General features: G+C 40.9%; 16 protein-coding genes. 10 read left to right on the top strand and 6 right to left on the bottom strand.

The window, feature by feature from the left end; genetic code table 11:
* Positions 1 to 465 precede the first annotated feature (465 nt).
* From A9Y75_RS12810 to A9Y75_RS12770, 9 genes are all read left to right on the top strand, one after another.
* Positions 466 to 3,357: a PAS domain-containing protein gene (locus A9Y75_RS12810; RefSeq protein WP_071189940.1), complete on the top strand. Its 2,892-nt coding sequence runs from the start codon at positions 466 to 468 to the stop codon at positions 3,355 to 3,357.
* Between the two features lie 268 nt (positions 3,358 to 3,625).
* A complete protein-coding gene (locus tag A9Y75_RS12805; RefSeq protein WP_071189939.1) occupies positions 3,626 to 4,162 on the top strand; it encodes a cytochrome b6-f complex iron-sulfur subunit in 537 nt (178 codons plus the stop codon).
* Positions 4,163 to 4,174: 12 nt separating this feature from the next.
* Positions 4,175 to 4,852 carry a DsbA family protein gene (locus A9Y75_RS12800; RefSeq protein WP_071189938.1) on the top strand — a complete coding sequence of 226 codons (678 nt, stop codon included), beginning with the start codon at positions 4,175 to 4,177 and terminating at the stop codon, positions 4,850 to 4,852.
* A gap of 130 nt (positions 4,853 to 4,982) precedes the next feature.
* Positions 4,983 to 5,534 (top strand): PspC domain-containing protein, encoded by a 552-nt coding sequence (locus tag A9Y75_RS12795; protein WP_071189937.1) that lies wholly within the window; start codon positions 4,983 to 4,985, stop codon positions 5,532 to 5,534.
* Between the two features lie 49 nt (positions 5,535 to 5,583).
* On the top strand, positions 5,584 to 5,949 hold the full coding sequence (locus tag A9Y75_RS27590; protein WP_143046415.1) for a hypothetical protein: 366 nt from the start codon (positions 5,584 to 5,586) through the stop codon (positions 5,947 to 5,949).
* 7 nt (positions 5,950 to 5,956) lie between these two features.
* A complete protein-coding gene (locus A9Y75_RS12785) occupies positions 5,957 to 6,619 on the top strand; it encodes a DUF2807 domain-containing protein (protein WP_071189935.1) in 663 nt (220 codons plus the stop codon).
* A gap of 76 nt (positions 6,620 to 6,695) precedes the next feature.
* Positions 6,696 to 6,923 carry a hypothetical protein gene (locus tag A9Y75_RS12780; RefSeq protein ID WP_071189934.1) on the top strand — a complete coding sequence of 76 codons (228 nt, stop codon included), beginning with the start codon at positions 6,696 to 6,698 and terminating at the stop codon, positions 6,921 to 6,923.
* A 60-nt stretch (positions 6,924 to 6,983) separates the two neighbouring features.
* Positions 6,984 to 7,262, top strand: coding sequence for a hypothetical protein (locus A9Y75_RS29595; RefSeq protein ID WP_071189933.1), 279 nt, complete (start codon positions 6,984 to 6,986; stop codon positions 7,260 to 7,262).
* 159 nt (positions 7,263 to 7,421) lie between these two features.
* Positions 7,422 to 7,832 carry a rhodanese-like domain-containing protein gene (locus tag A9Y75_RS12770; RefSeq protein ID WP_236721393.1) on the top strand — a complete coding sequence of 137 codons (411 nt, stop codon included), beginning with the start codon at positions 7,422 to 7,424 and terminating at the stop codon, positions 7,830 to 7,832.
* 2 nt (positions 7,833 to 7,834) lie between these two features.
* Here the strand turns inward: A9Y75_RS12770 and pgmB are convergent, their stop codons facing one another.
* Together pgmB and A9Y75_RS12760 are read right to left on the bottom strand one after the other, a co-directional pair.
* A complete protein-coding gene (pgmB, locus tag A9Y75_RS12765) occupies positions 7,835 to 10,711 on the bottom strand; it encodes a beta-phosphoglucomutase (RefSeq protein ID WP_071189931.1) in 2,877 nt (958 codons plus the stop codon).
* A 289-nt stretch (positions 10,712 to 11,000) separates the two neighbouring features.
* Positions 11,001 to 13,430 carry a sucrose synthase gene (locus A9Y75_RS12760; RefSeq protein WP_071189930.1) on the bottom strand — a complete coding sequence of 810 codons (2,430 nt, stop codon included), beginning with the start codon at positions 13,428 to 13,430 and terminating at the stop codon, positions 11,001 to 11,003.
* Between the two features lie 756 nt (positions 13,431 to 14,186).
* On the opposite strand from A9Y75_RS12760, the gene A9Y75_RS12755 reads away from it, so the two are divergent.
* Complete coding sequence (locus A9Y75_RS12755) at positions 14,187 to 14,495, top strand: HetP family heterocyst commitment protein (RefSeq protein WP_071189929.1); 309 nt, start codon at positions 14,187 to 14,189, stop codon at positions 14,493 to 14,495.
* A gap of 143 nt (positions 14,496 to 14,638) precedes the next feature.
* Here A9Y75_RS12755 and A9Y75_RS12750 read toward each other — a convergent pair whose 3' ends face one another.
* The 4 genes from A9Y75_RS12750 to A9Y75_RS12735 form a co-directional block, all read right to left on the bottom strand.
* Positions 14,639 to 15,028, bottom strand: a complete 390-nt coding sequence (locus A9Y75_RS12750) for a sulfur transferase domain-containing protein (RefSeq protein ID WP_071190139.1) — start codon at positions 15,026 to 15,028, stop codon at positions 14,639 to 14,641.
* Positions 15,029 to 15,621: 593 nt separating this feature from the next.
* On the bottom strand, positions 15,622 to 18,399 hold the full coding sequence (locus A9Y75_RS12745; protein WP_071190138.1) for a bifunctional acetate--CoA ligase family protein/GNAT family N-acetyltransferase: 2,778 nt from the start codon (positions 18,397 to 18,399) through the stop codon (positions 15,622 to 15,624).
* A gap of 476 nt (positions 18,400 to 18,875) precedes the next feature.
* Positions 18,876 to 20,165 (bottom strand): Glu/Leu/Phe/Val dehydrogenase, encoded by a 1,290-nt coding sequence (locus tag A9Y75_RS12740; protein WP_071189928.1) that lies wholly within the window; start codon positions 20,163 to 20,165, stop codon positions 18,876 to 18,878.
* A gap of 564 nt (positions 20,166 to 20,729) precedes the next feature.
* Positions 20,730 to 22,241 carry a carotenoid oxygenase family protein gene (locus A9Y75_RS12735; RefSeq protein ID WP_071189927.1) on the bottom strand — a complete coding sequence of 504 codons (1,512 nt, stop codon included), beginning with the start codon at positions 22,239 to 22,241 and terminating at the stop codon, positions 20,730 to 20,732.
* Between the last annotated feature and the right edge of the window lie 18 nt (positions 22,242 to 22,259).

Genomic DNA, 22,259 nt, shown 5'->3' with positions numbered 1-22,259 from the left:
GACATCTTGTGGTAAATATTGTATGTAGAGACGTTCCATGGAACGTCTCTACAAGGGTTTTAGCCTGTCATAGCCATCCGGTTTGATTTGTGAATTGACTGGTGTAGACAGGTAAGGGACTTCCAACTAAAAAAATATTCAATCGTGTTGACTAATTTAACAATAGAATTAAGTTTGATAACTAAAAAATTAAATCAGTTTCCTACTTTAGTGATTAACTTATCCCCTATTCTTTACCAACTTAGTAAAAATTCGGATTGGTAGTCATCAATAAAATTGCTACATACTGACTGCTTGGGTGAAATCTTCCCTTATTCTCAATCACCCAGTGCAGCGCGGCAAAATCACTACTCAGTGAGAGATTTAACTCAAAAGTTTGTTTGAAGGATGTTTTAATTTTTAATTATGAGAAAGCGGTACTAGTCAATTTTTAATCAACAAAATAATGAAAATAGACTATTAACTATGCAATTAAAGAATCAGATGATTGATTTGCCTTCTTTACATAAACTGATTGATCATCATCCCTTGAAGATTAGTCCTAATAGTCAGGTAGTGGATGCTATTACTTTAATGAATCAAGAACAAAGTAATAGCTTAGAACTCATCAACTTTTCAGCATCATTATCATTGCCATGCCGCAAATCGAGCCAAAAAGTAACTAGCTGTGTTTTAGTGGTAGAAGAAACGCAGTTACTAGGAATATTTACTCTTAGAGACGTATTGAAATTAACAGCATCTGGCATCGATTTATCCAGTGTGACAATGGCTGAAGTGATGACAAAACAACCTGTCACATTAAAACAATCAGAATTTCAGGATATTTCAACAGCCTTTTTGCTTTTAAAGCAGTATCAAATTCACCATTTACCAATTGTAGATGATGGGGGAAAATTGCTAGGAATAGTCACTGAATCTAGCTTGTTAGAAAAGTTAGATCTAGTGAAAATGGTCGGTATTGCCAAAGCGACACAGCAATTTTTAGAAAATTCAACAGGTGAATCCCCACAAAACAATCAGCAAATAGAAGGAGTAGTCCGCGTAGAGGAAACTAAACGCAAACAAGCAGAAGAAGCACTAAGGATGAGTGAGGAGAAATTTCGGCACTTTTCCGAAAACACTCAGACGCTGATCTGGATGGCCTCTAAAGATGGCAAGGAAACCCTCTATATAAACCCGGCTTATGAGAAAATTTGGGGTCGCTCATGCCAAAGTCTGTTCGACAATCCTCAATCATGGAAAGAAGCAATTCATCCAGAAGAAAGCGATCGCATCTTAACAGAAATAAAAGAGCATCATCAAAAAGCTGAACCCACTAGTTTACAGTACCGCATTATCCAACCTAATGGAGCAATACGCTGGATTTGGAGTAGATGCTTCCCTATTAAAAATGAACAAGGCGATCTGGAATATTTTGGTAGTGTTACCGAAGATATCACGGAATACAAGCAAGTAGAAGAAGAACGAAAAAAGACTCAAGAACGACTGACTTTAGCCCTAGAAGCCGCCAACATGGGTATATGGGATTGGGAGATCCAGACCAACAAAACCCTATGGTCTAGCAATATGGGGCTAATCTATGGTTTACCGAATAATACATTATGTCCCAGCCCTGAAGAATTTCTCTATTTAATCTATCCAGAAGACCGTGATAATTTCACCAAAGCTGTAACCAGCGCCATTAAGCAAAAAGTTGAATTTGTCGCCGAATATCGAGTAATTTGGGCTGATGGTAGCCTACATTGGTTAAGCACCAGAGGTAAGGTTTATGATGACGAAAACGATCAGCCAGCCAGGATGCTCGGTACAACTAAAGACATATCGGAACGAAAGCAGGCAGAACAGAAAATCCACGAACAAGCTGCCCTATTAAATATCGCTACCGATGCAATTTTCGTGCGAGATTTCCAGACGGAAATCTTATTTTGGAATCAAGGTGCAGAAAGGATATACGGTTGGAAAAATCATGAAGCTCTGGGTAAAAACCTCAAAGATATTTTCTACTCTAAAACTTCGCAAAAGCAAGAAGTCATCCCTCTCCAGACTGTAGTTAAGTCTGGAACTTGGCAGGGTGAGTTACGTAAAAAAACCAAATTAGGCACAGAAATTATCGTTGAAAGTCGTTGGACACTGATGTTTGACAGTGAGGGACAACCCAAATCTATCCTGATTGTAGATACTGATATTACCAAGAAAAAAGAATTGGAAGAACAGTTTTACCGCACCCAGCGTCTGGAAAGTATCGGGACTTTAGCCGGTGGCATCGCCCACGACATCAACAATATATTGACACCTATTTTATGTGCAGCGCAATTACTCAAAGGTAGATTTGCCAAACATGAAGAACGTCATCCGCAACTATTGACAATTATCGAAAATAATGCCAGACGCGGGGCAAGTTTAGTCAAGCAAGTCTTATCCTTTGCGCGAGGATTAAAAGGAGAACGGGCAATTGTACAAGTTAAACATTTAATTGCAGATATTATTCAAATTGGTAAACAGACATTTCCCAAATCTATCGAATTTGTAGCCCAGATACCCGAAGAACTATGGGCTGTTTCTGGAGACACTACACAACTACATCAAGTCCTGATGAATTTGGCAGTTAATGCCCGTGATGCTATGCCAGAAGGAGGCAATCTCCAAATTGCTGCGGAAAATCTATTTATTGATCAAGCCTATACCCGGATGCATCTTGAATCCAAAGTTGGGACTTACATCGTCATTACAGTTACAGATACAGGGATGGGAATGCCACCAGAAATATTAGATAGAATTTTTGAGCCATTTTTTACCACCAAAGAAGTAGGTGCTGGAACAGGATTAGGTTTGTCAACGTTACTGGGAATTATTAAAAGCCATGACGGTTTTGTGACAGTTTCTAGCGAAGTTGGTAAAGGCAGTACATTTAAGATATTCTTGCCATCTGTAGAAGTTGCTCAAATTCCTAGTATAGAGAACTTGGAAATGGCTTCTGGACAAGGAGAATTGATTTTAGTGGTGGATGATGAACCTGACATTCGTAATGTGGCGACAATCATTCTGGAACAATACAATTATCGGACGATGACTGCAAGTAATGGAATTGAAGCGATCGCTCTCTATGCCCAACACAAACAGGAAATTAGTGCAGTTTTGATGGATATGATGATGCCAGAAATGGATGGTATGACTGCTATCCGCACTTTGCAAACAATAGATCCAAAGGTACAAGTTATTGCTTCTAGTGGATTAAGTACCACAGATATATTGCCTCAAGCTGATAAAATGACAGTGCAAGCAGTTTTATTAAAACCCTATACAGCCAATCAATTATTGCAAAACTTAAACAACATATTGAGAACGGAGAATGGTTAGCCATTTCCAGGTTATAATACAAGAGAAGATCAGAAAAAATTTCAATCCCTTGAAAGTTGCTTCTTGCATAATTGCACCAAGGGTTTTCTAAAGGTTTTACAACCCATTCAATATTGGAGATTACAGTTATAAAAACGAATGTTGGTTCGTTAGATGGCTTAATCCGTCTGTTGTTGGCTATGGCATTGTTTTATCTAGGACTTTTTATTTACAGCGGTACAGGATTAGGCATGGGAATTCACTCATCGACTTTTAAGGAGTTCCATACGTGGACAATAGTATTCCACTCGAAAGTCCATCCCTATCAAGACGGCAACTACTTAACTTTATTACAGGAGCAACTGTTGCTGTCACTGCTGGTGCTGCGCTTTATCCTGTTGGCAAATTCTTCATTGCTCCAGCCGAAAAAACGGGAGCAGGGGGTGCTATTCTTGCTAAAGATATTTTGGGGAAACAAATACCAGCCACGCAAATTCTGGCAGAACCCCCTGGAACCCGCGCCTTGGTTGCAGGTTTGGCAGGAGAACCCACTTACCTAATTGTCAAAGAAGATAATACACTAGATCATATTGGGCTGGTGGATAACTGCACTCACCTTGGTTGTACCTTCCCCTGGAATCCTCTGGATCAGGAGTTTCAGTGTCCCTGTCATGGTTCGCGCTATGCTCCAGATGGAACGGTGGTGCGTGGTCCGGCTCCTCTGCCTCTGAAGATTGTCCAAGTTGCAGTGATCAATAATAGTATTTTGATTTCGCCCTGGACCAAAACCGATCCTCGCACTGGAAAGAAACCCTGGTGGGTCTAAGGATGAAGTGATATGGAACCGATTCGTATTTTTTACTTTTCCGATGTTCTCTGCGTTTGGGCTTATATTGCTCAAATCCGGCTAGATGAGTTGAAAACAACCTTTGAAGACAAGATTGCTATTGCACACCACTTTGTCCCCGTCTTTGGTGTTGCTCGTGAAAAATTGGAGAACCGATGGCGAGAAAGAGGGGGATTGCAAGGATACAGCGATCATGTTCAGGGGGTTGCCAAAAAATTTGATCACATCAGCCTTCATCCTGATATTTGGACTAAGATAACACCATTTTCATCGACATCCTGTCATTTGTTTCTCCATGCGATTCAACTACTAGAAACGAAGGATTTAGTAGAGCCAACTCAACAGGTATTTGAAAAAGCAACCTGGGCATTTCGAGAAGCGTTTTTTACCCAACTGGCAGATGTTTCTGACCGCAAGGTGCAATTTGGAATTGCCGAGGAATTAGGACTGCCGATCGCAGCTATCGAAGCTCAAATTGATAGTGGTGAGGCTTATGCCAAGCTATCCCAGGATTTTGAATTAGTTAAAGAGCATACAGTTACAGTCAGCCCCACCCTGATTTTTAATGAAGGACGGCAGAGACTCAACGGCAATGTGGGCTATCGGGTCATCGAAGCCAATATTCGGGAGTTACTACACAATCCGCCGGGCGAACAATCTTGGTGTTAGGAATGCAAACATAAATGAAAAGATGCGATGCCTTCTCTACGAGACGCTACGCGTAGCTTGCTTCCCCGGAGGGGTACGGCGAGCGCAGCTATCGCCATCCAACAGACTGGATCATTATAGATGTAAAAGAATGGTTTACTTGCCTTTAGCTTTGACCCTGTTTTTGGTCGCTCCAGCAGCTGCGGCGATCGCCATTCTCAGATCACCTTCGATGCGTGGGTACTTAGCTTTATTTGGCTTTTGTATCTTTTATGGAGCCTTTCCACTCCTACTAGCTTGGGGAGGGCTACGTTTATCTGACCACTTTGGTTGTGAGGCGGAAGCGATCATCTTTGTTTGTCCAGGCCCATCCTGGCACGGAGACCTAGTTGCAGGGATGGTATTTGCCCATTGGCTGGCGATCATCACCATACCATCGGCTGTTTTGGGTGTGATTGGACTCCTGATGTCTTGGGTGATCAAAGTCAAGCGTTTGTCTAGCCTCTCCTCTATTTACCGCAGTCGTCGCCACAAAGTAATTGCAGGGATATGTGCAGCGATCGCCCAGCATTGGCGACTACCCATTCAAGGCGTTCGGATTGTCACCGTTATTTTAGCCGTTGCTATCCCTGGACTGATTTTATTTCTCTACCTTTGGTTATGGTTGGCGTTCCCACTCAAACCCCTACCGCAGACCATTTAGTAGGTGCTGGAAATCAAGAAGTCTGAACACCGACCGCTAGGAGAACCCCATGAGTTTACCCACTAACCATCGAACTTCTCATTCCAAAAGTAGAGGCTTAAAGAAGCCATTAGTGTGTCCCTATTGCCAGTATTCTTTTCCCTTAACTTGGCGGCAATACTGGGCTGCACCATTAGGAGGTTATCGATGTTCCCAATGCGGAAAGGTGTCTCATGTCAAAGCTAATTCTTTGTGGGTATGGACAACAATCATCACGGGGGTGATGGTAAGTGGAATAACATCATTTACTTTGGCACTATACATTTTTAATAATCTGTGGATAGGGACACTATTCTTCTTGATTGGCGGATTTGGAGTTGGAATTCTTATTGATCAATGGATGGATGGACATTTAAGACACCTTGAGCCAAGGTAGGCAAATCATGAAATCTAATCTATCCAGTTTGGTTGCGTGTTTAACAGCTTTGAGTCTATTAACAGGCTGCTCTCTCAGTTTGGGTGGGGTTAGAGGCTCTGGAATAGTTAAGACCGAATCTAGAGAAGTGGGTAGATTCTCATCTATTTCTAGTAAATCTATCGGCAAAATTACGATACAGCAAACAGGAAAAGAGTCCCTCACGATTACCGCCGACGACAACATTCTGCCGTTGCTAGAAAGTCGTGTAGCTGACAAGGTGCTGTATCTCACCATTAGAAAAGATACTAGTATGAATCCCATCAAGCCCATTGAGTTCCTTGTGGAGGTGAAGAGCCTAGAGAGCTTGAATATAGATGGTGTCGGTAGTGTTGAAGTAAAGGATATCCAAGGTAAACGGTTGTCAGTTTTCCTTGATGGGGTGGGTAGCATGACAATCGCCGGCAGTGTCGATGTGCTGGAACTCGATCTTTCGGGGGTTGGAAGTTTCCAAGGTGAGAATTTCAAGACTAAGCAGGCGACGGTTCGCAATAGCGGCGTGGGGAGTGCTGTGGTTAATGTCACTCAGCAGTTAGATGCGACTGTATCCGGCGTGGGTTCAATAGAGTATATTGGCTCTCCTCAAGTTCGGGAATCTCGGCGGGGCGTGGGGTCAGTCAAGAAACGTTAGCGATAAGCCAGAGGCTTTACGCTGCGCGTATCGCTTGGATTCAGTAGAGAGAGAATTGAATTAGAATTCTTATCTGATGGCAGCGCCAATGGTAAATGAGGTTGCTGTTATCCTTCTCTGGGGATTGTTTGGGTTGAAGGTGACGCTGATCTATATTGGCTTTGGCGTGGGTTTAGCGATACCTTCGGTCAGCGCAGCTATCGCCTCTGGATACATCATCGGACTCCTGAGATTAGAAAAATGGGTAGAACCATTTGTTTGGGAATTGCAAAAATCTCATCAACAAACAATACTACTCGGTTAAGGCTAAAACGTTGTTATATCGTAGGTTGGGTTGACGTAAGGAAACCCAACAAAACCCCTGATGATGTTGGGTTTTGCTGTCGCTCAACCCAACCTACATTTCCTTAACCGAACAGTATTGCATCAACAAATACCTCTAGAAGGGGAAGACAACCTAGAAGCAGTGGCGTTAACTTGGAGGCAAGTTTTAGCTTTCAAAATGGCAGTAACAGCACTATCTCTTCCTGAAATGGTGATTCTCAAAAAAGTGCTACGACTCCAATTATTAGCTGTATTTGTCGGGTTAATAACCGTTGGCATTATCAGCATCGGCTACATATTCAACGCCATAATTAATTGACTTGTTCCCTTACAATTGCGAAATTATATGATATTTAAGAAATCAATTCAGAGCGTATTACTGGCATTTGCGATCTGGTTTTGCCTCTTGCTTGGTATTGGACAAAACCCGATCCTAGCAGCAACTCTCACGGAAGCTGAATCAATATCTCAAGCAAAGATGCAAACTCTGCCTAAACCAACCAATCTGGAATCGGGAGTTGATAGCTTTCTCACATCGATTCCAGCAGGCTATTACACAATTGCCAATGTCGAAGAGTTAAAAAGCCTGTTAAAGAAATCTCAACCCATGTTAGTAGATGTGCGAGAACCTTCTGAGTATCGCTCTGGACACATACCTAACGCCATTAACATTCCCCTGCGAACCCTGTCACACAATCTAAATCAGATTCCGCGCGATGCCTTCGGCGGGCTACGCCTACGCCCTGTGGTGTTGTATTGCTCCTCCGGTTATCGCTCGGCAATGGGGGTAATGACACTTCACCTATTAGGCTACGAGAATGTACGGGGTTTTCCGCCTAGCTTTGCAGCTTGGAAAACCGCAGGAGAAGCGATCGCCACCGGTCGGTAGTTCTAAATTATCTCATGCCCACCTACTTGTCTTAAATTTTCCCATTTGACACCTGCTAGGCTAGATAAAACAACATCAGCAGCCCCGACTCTCTCAACAGGCCCTAGTCCTACCGCCCACATTCCCGCTGCTTTAGCTGCCTGAATACCTGCCGCTGCATCTTCAAAAACTGCACATTGACTAGGTGGGATTCCTAGCTGTTTGGCGGCATAAAGAAATAAATCCGGGGCTGGTTTGGGTTCTTGCACACTATAACCATCAGCCACAGCATCAAATTTATCCGCAATTCCTAATCGTTCAATGACCACACGAGCATTTTTACTTGCTGAACCCAGGGCTATTTTGATTCCAGCTTGGCGCAAGTCATCCAACAGAGAAACCGCCCCAGGTAACAAATCCTTAGACGTAATATTGTGAATCAATTTCACATAATAGTCATTCTTGCGTTCCATCATCTCCTGAATTTGCACTTCTGAATATCGTCTATCACCAATAATCAACATTAGAGAAGCGCGACGAGAAACACCCCGCAATGCTTCATTAGCTTGGCGGTTAAAAGGTATACCCTCTTCATCTGCTAACTTTTGCCAAGCTTGGTAGTGATAGTCTGCGGTATCTGTCAACACACCATCTAAATCAAAGATAATTCCCCGGATGTTGGGAACTTGGGGAGATAAAGCGGAGGGACGTAAATCAAAATCGTGCCATTTACCGTGCCAGTGTAACTTAAATTGGAGACGTGTCCAACCTGCTGGTAGGTGGGGATTAGCTACGGGGATATTATCCTGAAATTGGATACCACCAAATCCGAAAACTACAACCTGCCAAATTCCCCCAGCACTAGCACCGTGAATTCCATCTTGAGTGTTACCGCGTTTATCTTGCAAATCCACCATAGCGGCTTGCATAAACAGATTATATGCTGCCTGTGATTTGCCTAAATCGGCGGCTAAAATCGCGTGAATTGCCGGTCCCAGAGAAGAACCATAGGTGATATCTGTGCGAGGTGCATAGTAGTCCCAATTTGCTTGTAATGTTTTCTGATTGTAGGGAAATTCAGCCGATTCTCGCATGAGATAAATTAGCATTAACACATCTGGCTGCTTGAGGACTTGGCGTTTGTTGGCTCCTTCAATTCCCAAGACGGTTTGCATTGACTTTTGGCGTGGTTCGTAGTCGGCTAAATTGATATCTTCTAATTGGAAAAATCCCTCACATTGCTCAATTAATTCCGTTTCTGGGTTATAAGAAATCCAAATTTTGTTAATGATTTCTTGCCAATGAGTTCTGATTTCGGTTGTCAGTTGCAATTTCTCGGCTAATTCCGCTGATTTTTCTGGGAACTGACCACGTAACCAATCATCAACTAGACAAGCTTTTTCTAAATGCCATTGCACCATGCGGTTAGTAAAGCTATTGTTATGTACTAACTCGTGGTATTCATCTGCACCTATCACCCCGCGAATTTCATACCGTTGAGTTTGAGAATTAAACTCTACGCGGCTACTCCAGAAAATAGCGGTATCCAATATCATCTCTGCGCCATAATCTCGCATCCACTCGTCGTCCCCAGTTACCTGCCAGTAGTTCCAAGCCCCATAGGTAATATCTGCGCTAATATGAATTTCCCGATCACGACACCAAATCCGCACATCTTCAGCATAAAAATCATTCGGTAGTGACCATCTAGGTGTGACTTCATCCCCTGTCACAGCACTTTCCCAAGCAAACATTGCCCCTTGATATCCATAATGAAGCGCCTTGCGTCGCGCTCCATTTAAAGTGTGATAGCGGTAACTGAGCAGATTTCGAGCTATGGCTGGTTGGGTGAAAGTAAAAAATGGCAGGATAAAGATTTCTGTATCCCAAAAAACATGACCATGATAGCCAAATCCAGACAGAGTTTTAGCGGGAATACTCACCTTGTCATCATCACGTTTCGCAGCAATTAGTAATTGAAATATGTTGTAGCGAACTGCAAAAGCGGCGGTAATATCACCCTCAATCACAATATCACTTTGTTGCCAAACCTCAGCCCAGGCTTTTTCATTGGCATTGCGGAGGGTGATATAGTCTGGTAGTTGAGCGAGTTTTTCTAGTGCTGTTGTTACTGGTTGCTCAACATCCCGCGAGGTAAAAACTGTCACAATTTTCTCTAATGTCACAGTCTGTTCTGATTCAGCGAAAAAAGTGGCGCTGACAGTAGGATAGCCAGGTGCAGTATTAACTTGCAGCACCGCTTCAGTTCCTGATATGGTCATCCGCGCCGCCATGCTGATATCTATCTGCGTGTTGCGGGTGCGACTGTGTAACCAGAACCCTTTGTCAATCTTACCTTGATCTAGTCCTTCCCAATGATTGAAACCTTGATTTTCCGGGTAGCCATTAATACTAGCTTCTATTTCGATTAACCCATGAAAATCTACTGGTGTTAACTGGCAGCGTTGCCCTAAGACATGGTGATCTGCTAGGCTGGCGAAGCGTTCAAAATTGATATCTATGGTCTTCCCTTTGGGACTACGCCAACGCACAGAACGGCTGAGAACTCCCTGACGCAGGTCAAGTTGTCTGTTATATGTTAATATTTCACCTTGGTTAAGGCGGAAGCGTTCCCCATCAATTATTACTACCAATGGTAGCCAATCTGGACAATTGGCGAGTTCCGTATAAACTACCGGCACATCATCATAAACACCATGAATAAAAGTCGCTGATAAAGCGCGAGGATAGCCTTCTTCAAAACTTCCCCTTGTCCCCAAGTAGCCGTTACCGATGGTGAAAATTGTTTCTCTAGGGTGCAATAACTCAGGGTTAAACTGGTTTTCAATTAATATCCAGTCTGTATAAATAAAATCGTGATAAATATCTGTCATATTCATATTTGGGATAATTAAATTCTCATACCATTTTGGATTTTAGATTGTGAAATATAGATAGCTAATGGCTTTGTGCTATCCAATTTTTATAGCAGGTGAATCTTGACAGAGTTGAAAGTCTGTTTGTGTCTAAGTTTTATCATCTATTGATATCCTAACTACCTTGGCGTTTGCTATACAATCATTTTTAAGTTGGGATAAATTCTCATGTTAGTGAGGGCTTTAAACCTGAAATTCGGGCTAAAGCCCTGACTACGAACTTTTAATTATTTACGTTACTCTACTTAATTTGTTAATGTTCAATCAGAGCATGGCGCTCCATATGTTGAGCCAGAATTTTTTCGGCTCTGGGTTTATAGATGAGATGGAATAAAGTTTCCATATATCGATCTCTGGCTTCGTGATCTTCTGGAGCTACAAAATTCCAGAAACTAAACATTTTCGCCAGTAAGAGCAATTTTTCGGTGTGTAAATTCCAGTTGTATTTATGGCGAATTCTTTCGATCATCCATTGGGAAGTTGTCTGCCAATATTCAGGGGATTTATCACATTGCTCTATAAAGTCTAAAATTGTTTTCGCTGTTCCTGCTAAATCCGTTGGGTTAAGATGAAATTTTCCGTCCTGATTATCAATAATTTCTAATGCTCCACCAAATTTAGTTGCAAAGGTTGGTAAGCCAGAAATCATCGCTTCTAAAATACTGCGCCCGAAAGATTCATAAAGGGCAAAGTGGACATAAATACCTTGATGATCGGCAATTATGCGGTAAGCTTCACCTATGTTCCGGCTAGGAAAGCGCATTCCTATCCAACGAATTTTACCTTGGATATTATATTGATTAATAATATCATGGAGTTTTTCTATTTCTCTTGCGTCTTCTGAGTTAGTTGATTGATCAGGATGTACTTTGCTAGTTAACAAAATGAGGTTACAGCGTGCTTGTAATTCCTGACTTTGACCAAAACATTCAGCTAAACCAGTGAGGTTTTTAATTGATGTAACTGGAGTAACCGCAAAGACTGGTATTTTTTTTAGGTCATCTAAGTGACCAATAATGTTGTCATCCTCACGTCTAAAAAGTAGGTCTTCAATATCTTGGCGCAGGAGTGAATTTCGTTTTTCTGTTTGGCTGTATGGAAAAAAGAAAGTTTCACTTACTCCCGGTGCTACCATGTTGAATTTAGGACTAAATAAATCAATCCCATTAATTACATGATATAACTGGGGCATGGTAAAACAATTGTAAGATTCGTACTGCCCCATGCTGTCTGGTGTACCGAGAATTTCTTGATAGGATGAAGCGATAATAAAATCCGCTGAATTCATGCTGATTAAATCGGCTGTGAATTGGGCAGAGAAATGATATTGTTCTTCTAAGTCCTGCCAATATAAGTTACTAAACAAATATTTGGGTTTTTCTAGAGAATGAGCAATGTTGCATTGAGTGACTTTCAGTCGGCGAGAGAGGAGAAAGGCGACTAAGTTACCATCACTGTAGTTGCCGATAATTAGATTAGGTTTACCTTTAAATTGGGCTAATAGTTCTTTTTCGGCATCGTGGGCGAATGTTTCTAGATAAGGCCAAATTTCAAATTTAGAAATCCAGTTATTAGTAACTTCTGGATTAAATTCCCCAAAGGGAATCCGCAAAATCCAGGCGTTTTCTGTATTGTGAACTTTTTCTAAACGCAAGTCGCAAAATGTCTCTTCGCAATTGGGAATGAGGCGAGTAAGAATAATTACATGAGGTTTAATACCTAATATGTCCAGACCTGCAAGTTTGATTTCCTCTCGCAGTTTGTTTTCTAAACTGCGTGCTTGTTCGAGAACATAAATAACTTGACCTAACGTTTCATCTCTTCCTAAAACATCTTCTTGAGCTACCCAGCCATGTATGGAAATGAGGACGACCCGAAAAACGGCGGGGATACGCGCTACAAAGGCTTCTAGGATTGAGGGTTGGGGGGTGTCGATAAGTCTTTGTAGCAGTTCTAGAGTTTCTCGAATTCGCCCTGCATTGTTACCCCAGCCTGCTTCTAAACCGAGTTCTTGGAGGTGAGAGCGAAATTCTGCGTAGGGTTCGTCAGGGGGTCTTTCACTCAAAAAGGTAATGGCTGGTTTAATTTGTTTGGCTAATTCGATTCCTGAGTGAATGCGTAGACCGATTAGTAGCCGTATGCCATTATATTGCAATCTTTGTAATGCTTGAAACAAAAGCTCTAGCCAATATTCAGGACTATTGACAACTTGATTGCATAGGTAATGATTGAGGAAGGCTAGACCTTGACCAATGTTTCTGGGGTCGCTGATACTGGGGGATTTTTGGTAAAAGGGGTGGAGGTCGATTGCTAAGATGTCGGGTTGGTAGCGGTTGACTAAGCGATCGCGCACATCTAATATTGCTTTGGGTGTCATGAGATCAAACCCACTACCATCTGCGGTTAGTCGCCACACTTCTTGGCTTGCTATCCTGGGTCTGACTACAAACCAAGTACTTTCATGGTCGAGAATTATTTCATGGGTGTAATGTAGGAGTGTGCCGATAGACGAAGAGTGATAAAAATAAGCAGGCTTTTCGGTTTGATGACAGTAATTGGCAAAAGCTTGCAAAATTTCATTTCTCAGAAAGTAAGATTTCTCCGTAGTAGTTAAAGTGAATATAAACTGCTGAAGTGCAGTTTTTTCTTCACTATTTAAAACAGTTTTCACTAATTCATACATAGCGAATTCCTATATTATAGCTAGATCACAGCCTCATTTTTTCTCTCCTCAAAAACTGTAGTTCTAGATGATGGGTTTTGTGAGGTGCATTTTCTGTTTAAATGATAGAGAACTTGTAATATTTATCGCATCTAGCTTAGGGAGGAAACCGCGTGTCATTCCTCAGATATAGAACTAAGGGAAATGTGGGTTTCAGCGCAGAGTGCAGTTCTCTGTGGCTCTAGCTGGCGTTGAACTTACGCCCCATGAATACACAAAAATCAAATAGGAGTCCTTTCCTATCCCATGACTATGTACAGCAGTTTTGTAGACTCTTGTCAACTATAATTATTTTGGATAAAATTTGCCAACTTGGCTAAATACATCCAAAAAAAATAGTATTCTGCATATCATATGGGTGTCTGTGTTCCCTATTTTCTAATCACAAGATTGACTTGGACGCTAAAGCCAGGGCATAGGTCTAGAATTTGCGTCAAGGTCAGGAGAAATGGGTAAGTGTAAGTGGTGCAAAGTTTTGAGTAAAATCCCATAACTAAAGTTAGGTGATGGGAGTAAGGATGCTTTTTTGTCAGTAATTGCTAGGATCACGATCAGTTTATACGCTAAAATCACTGATAATTCTTGAGATCATGACAAGCGATCGCTAAATCTTTATGACTCGGTTTTTTGGGGTTTTGGACATCTGTAACAGATAACAATATCCCGCACATATGCAACGCTAAACCTCCATTGATACACAAAACATCAGGGTTAGTTATGAACTACCAAATTTCCTCTTCTCAGACAAATTTTCAGACTGCGATTACTCCTGAAGAATTAAATCAGATCATTGAAACAATTGCTGATGGTAAATATTCCTGGGCTTGTGTGCTGATTTTACGTTTTATTGGGTACAATCCACTTCATTATATTCCCCAGCGTACTTACAGTCGTTTAATGAAAGAAAACAGCCCATTTGAGACAACATCAATCACCAATTCACAGAAAATCTCAGCAAATAATATCACATCTTCTATAAATAGCCCTCATTGTGTGGCCTCATCTCAGATTTTTAGCACAAACTAGTACTGACCGGAATCAAAGAGGCAGTAGAGACGTTCCGGCGAAACGTCTCTACAATTATCAAAGCACCTTTTTCAGCAAACCCTAATTATTGTAAATAAACAATGATTAAAAAATTAAGTTACCAGGGTTAGCGAATTAATAAATTATTTTTTTAGTAAACATAATTTGCTAGTTTGTTGCCATGCTTGTTCAAAATCAATTCCTTGTTTAGTAGCTATATATAACAATACTATACCTGCCGAACGGATAGAAATATCACAATGTATCAGCATTGGTTTAGGGCATTCACTAATAGTTTGAAATACCTGGAGTGCAGCTTGATGATTGAGATTTTCAAGTTTTATAGGTACATTCACATAAGACAATCCTAGCAATTCAGTATTTTCCTGTTCATCTTCCCACCAACATTCTTCATCAGCAAAACACAAATTAAGGACTGATTTGTAACCCTCTTCAACAATTTGGTTTAACTGATATTGGCTAATTTGCCCACTGATTGCTAATTCCTGATTAATCTTCCTAACAATATTCATGAGCGGCACATTTTCAATCATGGCTAATGTGTTACAAGCAAAGGGAAGAGGGAACTCTTAACAGATAAGAAACTTTATTTCTAAGTTTAAAGCTCAGTCAAAAAAAAGATGTTTTTAAAAGATGCGTAGCACGAAAAAACAGTGCGGAGCCGCTCCGCCTCCGGTGATTATTTCAATCTCATGTTTTTCAACATGAGTTTTTTCTGTTAAGAGTTCCCTCTGAACGTAGAATAACTATCAACTTAGAGCAACAATTTGAGGAAGTTGTGAGGAAATAATTTTTGGTGAATAATTTAATCTATATTGCCATTATGGATGATCAATTTATCCATTGCTGCTTGTGCGGGGGCATAATCTTGCATTAATTCCCGCATTTCTTGGATTTCTTTAGTTGCTATACTGCAAATGGTTCACAGTTTAACCAAATATGGAACCCCTCTGGTAAACCTCTCCCCCCACCCCTCCCTAACCCTCCCCTACAAGGGAGGGAAGAGGAGAAACTTTTAATACGGGAGAGGCTTAAAACTGGGTTTTTGTATACTCAAAAAGTCAAATTTATAGCCGTTTTGAGTGTAATTGAGCCGATACCATAGTCATTTGTTCCTAAGTTCAATTTCCGCCCTTAATACTGTGGCATCTGTTGTAGGTTCGATTCGGAAACCGAGTTTTTCACATACTCGCTGCATACCTAAATTATCAGCCAAAATATCAGCATAGATACAGCAGATTTTCTCGTTTTTACCAACTTCTAGTAATCTGCGGACTAATTCTGTCCCTAAACCTTGACACTGAAAGCGATCGCTCACCAGCATAGCAAATTCTGCCGCATCACTACCATGTGATTTACTCAATCTTCCTACTGCTAAGATTTCCCTGTTTTCTGTTTTGGGATTTTGGTATTCTGCGACTAAAGCCATTTCTCTGTCATAGTCAATAAAACATATCCGCGTCAGTCGTTCATGGGTGATGCGTTGACTCAATTTCATCAGGTGGAAATATCGGAAATAAACGCTTTCTTCCGATAGGGTTTTGTGAAATTGTACCATTAATGGTTCGTCTTCAGGACGAATGGGACGAATAGTAATTGGTGTGCCATTTTCCAATTTCCAATCACTAATATATTGACTAGGATAGGGACGAATTGCTAATTTTGGTAATTGATGTTTTTCAACATCAGCAGAATGGAGAACTATTCTGGCATCTAATGCTATTAATCCCCCAGGATTTGCAGGGGTAGGAGGAACAGCTAACAATGGATTAATATCAATTTCTTTAATCCAAGGTTGCTCCACAACTAATTGACTAAATTCTACCATTAGTTGTTCAAGAGCAGCGATGTCAATACTTTTACGTCCTCTGACTCCTTGCAAGGCTTTGTAAATCTTGGTTTGTTCCATCATCCGCCGTGCTAGGGTAGTATTGAGGGGAGGAAGAGCAATAGAACTATCTTGAAAAACTTCTACCAATTGTCCCCCAGCACCAAATAATAACACTGGTCCAAATTGGGCATCTAAACTACTGCCGATAATCAATTCATAACCGTCGGTTTTCACCATTGGCTGTACAGTTACACCGAGAAAATCTTCAGCTTTGGCTTTCTCATTTACCGATGTTTCAATAGTTTGATAAGCACGTTTTACAGCTTCGGCATTTTGCAGATTTAACTGGACACCACCCACATCAGTTTTGTGGGTAATTGTGTGAGAATAAAGTTTTAAAACAACCGGATAACCCAGATTTTCTGCACATTCAACCGCTTTATCTACAGTTTGAGCAATGCAACCTGCAACCACAGGAATACCATAAGCGGCTAAAACTTGCTTAGATTCAAATTCCGTGAGAATTGTTCTTCCTGCTGTTCTTGCGGCTTGAATAATATTTTCGACTATGGCATAATTGCGAGTATTAGCATCACCATTTAATGCAGGTAAAACCGGAGTTTCATAAATACCGCGCAGGTTATAACTCGACTTCCACATATAACTAAATACCCGCGCTGCTGTATCAGGATAAGCATAAGTGGGAATACCTTGACTGTTAAGAATTTGTTCCCCAGCAGCCACATCAGCACCACCCATCCAACTTGCTAAAATTGGTTTACCAGACATTTGCGCGTAGGGTTTTAATTGTTCTGCTGTTTGGGTAGGATCTGTCATCGATTGGGGTGTTAAAATCACCAACAAACCATCACTATTAGGATCTTTTGCAGCAATTTCTAAGGCTTTTGTATAACGTTGCGGATCTGCATCTCCTAAAATATCAATAGGATTATTGTGACTCCATTGTGGGGGTAAAATTTCATTGAGAGAAGTGATTATTTCCGGAGAAATAGCTGCAAGTTCTCCCCCACTTTCAATTAATGTATCTGTTGCTAATACTCCTGGCCCACCAGCATTAGTTAAAATCGTCAACCGTGAACCTTTAGGACGAGGTTGTTTTGCTAATACTTCCGACATATCAAATAAATCAGAAATACTATTGACTCGTAATACCCCACAACGCCGAAAAGCTGCATCTAATACAGCATCACTTCCTGCTAATGCACCTGTGTGTGAGGCTGCGGCTTTTGCTGCGGCTTCAGTACGACCGGCTTTAATCACAATTATCGGTTTTGTTAATGCTACTTCTCGTGCTGCGGAGAGGAAAGAACGCGCATCTCCGATAGATTCCATATAAATGACAATACTTTTGGTATGGGGATCATCACCAAGATAATAAATCAAATCACCCCAATTTATATCTAACATGGAACCGATAGAAACGAAGGCACTAAAACCTACGTTTTCTTGTAAACTCCAGTCCAGAATTGATGTACATAAAGCTCCACTTTGGCTAATAAAACCGACATTTCCCGGACGGGCAATTTTACTAGCAAAGGTAGCATTTAAACCTGTGCGGGGACTCATTACTCCTAAACAATTAGGACCGATAATTCTAATTTTTCCTCGGTATGCTTGTTGGAGGATTTCTTGTTCTAAAGCTATACCTGTTTCTCCGGCTTCTTTAAAACCAGCGGAAATAATAATTGCTCCTTTGACACCAATATCTACACAATCAGATATAATTTTAGGGACAGTGGCTGCTGGTGTGGCAATTACTACTAAATCTATCTTTTCGGGAACATCAAAAATAGTGGGATAGGCTTTAATTCCTAATACACTATGACGGTGAGGATTAATCGGAAAAACGGTTCCTCCAAAAGGATTAGTAATTAAGTTCCAAAGTAAAGTTCTGCCTACGCTTCCTGGTTTTTCAGTAGCACCAATTACAGCTACAGTTTTGGGTACAAAGATTGCATCTAAAGGATTAATTCTCTCTGTTTGCAAGATATCATAAGCTCGGTCGCTGCTTGGTTGAAGAGATTTTTGCATCATGGCTCGTAATAGGTGACAGGGGGAATGAGGAGTTGGAGCGACGCGGAGAACAATGTACTATATCATGGTCGTTTAATTACTTATTTTAAAAACTCTCCGCGTAAGAGCGTCAGTCCTAACTATAAGTCTTTAAACAAACAGGATATTACCTCTTGCCTCCAGCATAGCTGCCTTCCGCCTTCTTTAATTTTCTATTGCTTCTGCAAACTGCATCCATAAATTTTTACATTTATCCAGAATTTGGATAATTTTTATGCGTGCGCGTGCGAATCGCAATTCCTTGTCACCTATCCCGTGCTATGCTTATCTGAGAAGCTAAACCCGTAAAAGCGTGGGTTCCTAATTATAAGTTTTTAACCGGACACAATATTACCTTAAGCTCAAATCTTTGTCCCACAGCCGTTCTACCCCACCCCTTAATCTTCTCCCCTCAAGAGAGGAGGGGAAATTTTGCTTTACCCCCCACTGTATAACTAAGGATACAAACCTCTATCAGTCAAAGCCTGGGCGACTCTACCCACACCCAGAGTATAAGCAGCTAACCGCAGATTAACCCGCCGTGCTTTTGACTGTTCAATTACCTTGCGGTAAGCCTGTACCATCAAATGTTCCATTTCCCGGTTCACTCGTTCTTCATCCCAGAACAAGTAAGAAAGACCCTGTACCCATTCTAGATAACTCACCACTACACCACCAGCATTGGCTAAAATATCCGGTAACACCTTCACACCACGCGTTTCTAGAACTTGATTTGCTTCCAATGTCACAGGGCCATTCGCAGCTTCAGCAATAAACTGCGCTTGTATCTGATGGACATTTTCCTCAGTAATTTGATTTTCCAAGGCTGCGGGAATCAAGACATCACAAGCTAAAGTCAGTAAATCTGCATTACTAATTGGTGTAGCTTGGGGGAAACCGACAACACTTCTGTGGTTTACAGCAGCGTAGGCTTTCAAAGCCGGAATATCAAGACCAACTTCCGAAAATACACCTCCAGCACCACTGGAAACAGCGATAATTTTTGCTCCTGCATTGTGTAATAATTCGGCCGCAGCGCCGCCCACATTACCGAAACCCTGAATTGCAACTCGCACACCTTCAAGGGATTTACCTTGGTCTGCCAGGGCTTCACGGACAATAATCATTACACCTCTGCCCGTAGCCATTTCCCTTCCGAGAGAACCACCAACAGAAAGCGGCTTACCAGTCACCACACCTGGTACAGAATGACCAACATTAACAGAATAAGTATCCATCATCCAGGCCATTTCACGGGCAGAAGTACCCATATCTGGTGCGGGTATATCTACCGAAGGACCAATATCTTTAATTAACTCACTAATATAACGGCGGCTAATGCGTTCTAATTCCCCCACGCTGTACTGTTTAGGATCTATGGGAATTCCACCCTTGGCACCACCGTAGGGAATACCCAACAACGCACATTTCCAAGTCATTAACATTGCTAAAGCTGAAACTTCCCGCAGTGTTACAGCCGGATGGTAGCGAATTCCACCTTTATATGGGCCTAAAATATCAGAATGCTGTACTCGATGTCCAGCGAGAACTCGCACTTCCCCATTATCCATTTTTACTGGAATGGAAACTGTCACAACTTTCCGGGGATGACTAAGTATTTCTACTATACCACCATCTAGTTTTAATTCTTTTGCAGCCCATTCTAAATAACTACAAGCTTGGTCAAACGGGCAAATATGCGCTGGAGATTGATTTTCCCATACTGGGCGAGACGTTGTAACCATACTATTTACTCCTAATCACGGTATCTTTATGAACCGGATTTATATGATTAGCTTACCCTCTTTTTTCCAGAAAATATCAATTTTGTAGTTTTTGTTACAGTTTTATTAACGCGGGGATGAAATGAAGGGTAGACTCAAATGCATAACAGCTTATCTAGGACTTACACACAAGTCACGTCAGATTAATCTATATAACTATTTCACAGAAATGGGTGTAAGTTATATTATGTATATGATTACGTAATTTGACGAACATACAAGTTTAAACACTATATCGGGGCTGTATTTAGAAGCCATAACACTAATGTAATAATTATATATAGCGATCCTATTTGAGTTGAGAACTGATTGGTGGGGGCAGGGAATAGGGAATAGGGAATAGGGAAAAGAAAGCGTTCATAAATCATTTAGGATTGCTATAGTAATCCTAAATGATTTGTGAACGCTAAAAGATTCAGATCCCCGACTTCTCTCAGAAGTCGGGGATCTTGTTGTTTACAACTAATTTAGGACGGCTATATATTGTGATATATTAGCTAATCTCCGTTTAAGATTTTGGGTAATTTATTTTTTGGCGTTCTCTAAAAGAAAAATTTGATTTGTAAAACTTCCATGCAACCCATAGGGAATATGATGTTTAAGATGCAGTTTTGCAATTACACCTTTTTGGAAATCTTGAGCATCTAAAATCACCACATCTGAACGATGATATTCTGCATCATAAACTAAAGCGATTACCCAACCATCATCTTCTTGTTGAGCATTTGGACGAGGGACAAAAATCGGTTCACCTACAAAACCGCGAGGTGCAAAACTCCATATTTGTCTTTGTTGTGACTCTAAATCAAGCTTTAAAATCCCTTGTAAAGGTGCATTTCCAGTTTCTGCATGAGCCGCACCACAGTATAAATAACGATATTGTCTGCTGACATGATTCGGGTGGATAGTGGGAAACTCACAACAACGACTATCTATTAACTGAGTTTCTACTTTATTCTCTTGTAGATTGAGATGAAAACGCCAAAGTTGTCCCGGTGAATTAGCATCAAAATCTGTTTGCCGATAATCGCTTTCAGGTTCAACTTCTGTTAAAGATTCATAACAGATAGAATCAATGATAATTTCATTTTCTACCTCAAAAGCATTGACATGGTGGAAAATAAAACCAGCTTGAGTTTCGAGGATCTTTACACCTTTTGCTTCTGCTTCCGGGTTACGGGGAATAACGATAATCCGAGTTGGTTGATTTTTTAGTAACTTAATACATTGTCCTGCACTGGATATTCCTAAAGCAAAAGGTATGGGATTGAAATTAACAGGATTTTGAAAAAAGATACAGTAATTAGGGGTAATGACAAAATCATGAATGAAGCAGAAACCCGGAACACTATGAGTTTTTTTTCTGATGATTTTACCGTCTGGGTTTAATTCAAAAATGGTGATTGTCGTAGTTAATCCTGGCTTAATAGCAAAATTTACTAAGCAAGGTGCGCCGTTATCTTGGGTGCAACTGGGGTCAATTCGAGGATGAGCGCTAAAGGCTTCACCTGTAGATAAAACCCCATTAAAATATTCATTACCTAATGTTTCTAAACTTTGGGGATTAAGTCGATAAGGTTCTGCTGCTTCCCACAATGCTAAAAGCTTATCACCCCAATAAATAATATTAGTATTGGCAATATGTTTAATTTTAAAATCGAAGATATTAGCTAACCAACCTCCGGATTTTTGTGTACCAAAAACACCACGATAAAGGATTTTACCTGCTTTCTTTTCTTCTAAATAGCCAGGAGTTTGAACAAAGCGGTTGCGAAAATGGGCGCGGCTATTAATAAAAGTAATCCGGCTAATCATGCCATCACCATCAAAAGGATGATGTAGGCGTTGTCCGTTGATATCTAATAAACCAGGCCCATTTCTAAATAATGTTCCTTGTAATTCTGGAGGAATTTCTCCTTCTATATCATCAATCCAATAATCAAGTTCTTCGGTGAGAGATTCATATCCTCCTTGCCAATCTTCACGAGTATAGGATTTTGGTAAAGGTTGAGTTTCTTGAGTTGGTAATGTCTGCATATGTTTTTGATTTGATAG

This window comes from Trichormus sp. NMC-1 (genome assembly GCF_001858025.1).
Taxonomy (GTDB): Bacteria; Cyanobacteriota; Cyanobacteriia; order Cyanobacteriales; family Nostocaceae; genus Anabaena.
This window is presented reverse-complemented; position numbering and strand designations above follow the sequence as displayed.

Coding starts and splice junctions, on each gene's coding strand:
- A9Y75_RS12810 (WP_071189940.1), top strand. CDS start 466: ATGCAATTAAAGAATCAGATGATTGATTTGCCTTCTTTACATAAACTG.
- A9Y75_RS12800 (WP_071189938.1), top strand. CDS start 4,175: ATGGAACCGATTCGTATTTTTTACTTTTCCGATGTTCTCTGCGTTTGG.
- A9Y75_RS12795 (WP_071189937.1), top strand. CDS start 4,983: ATGGTTTACTTGCCTTTAGCTTTGACCCTGTTTTTGGTCGCTCCAGCA.
- A9Y75_RS27590 (WP_143046415.1), top strand. CDS start 5,584: ATGAGTTTACCCACTAACCATCGAACTTCTCATTCCAAAAGTAGAGGC.
- A9Y75_RS12785 (WP_071189935.1), top strand. CDS start 5,957: ATGAAATCTAATCTATCCAGTTTGGTTGCGTGTTTAACAGCTTTGAGT.
- A9Y75_RS12780 (WP_071189934.1), top strand. CDS start 6,696: ATGGCAGCGCCAATGGTAAATGAGGTTGCTGTTATCCTTCTCTGGGGA.
- A9Y75_RS29595 (WP_071189933.1), top strand. CDS start 6,984: ATGATGTTGGGTTTTGCTGTCGCTCAACCCAACCTACATTTCCTTAAC.
- A9Y75_RS12770 (WP_236721393.1), top strand. CDS start 7,422: ATGCAAACTCTGCCTAAACCAACCAATCTGGAATCGGGAGTTGATAGC.
- pgmB (WP_071189931.1), bottom strand. CDS start 10,711: ATGAATATGACAGATATTTATCACGATTTTATTTATACAGACTGGATA.
- A9Y75_RS12760 (WP_071189930.1), bottom strand. CDS start 13,430: ATGTATGAATTAGTGAAAACTGTTTTAAATAGTGAAGAAAAAACTGCA.
- A9Y75_RS12755 (WP_071189929.1), top strand. CDS start 14,187: ATGAACTACCAAATTTCCTCTTCTCAGACAAATTTTCAGACTGCGATT.
- A9Y75_RS12750 (WP_071190139.1), bottom strand. CDS start 15,028: ATGAATATTGTTAGGAAGATTAATCAGGAATTAGCAATCAGTGGGCAA.
- A9Y75_RS12745 (WP_071190138.1), bottom strand. CDS start 18,399: ATGCAAAAATCTCTTCAACCAAGCAGCGACCGAGCTTATGATATCTTG.
- A9Y75_RS12740 (WP_071189928.1), bottom strand. CDS start 20,165: ATGGTTACAACGTCTCGCCCAGTATGGGAAAATCAATCTCCAGCGCAT.
- A9Y75_RS12735 (WP_071189927.1), bottom strand. CDS start 22,241: ATGCAGACATTACCAACTCAAGAAACTCAACCTTTACCAAAATCCTAT.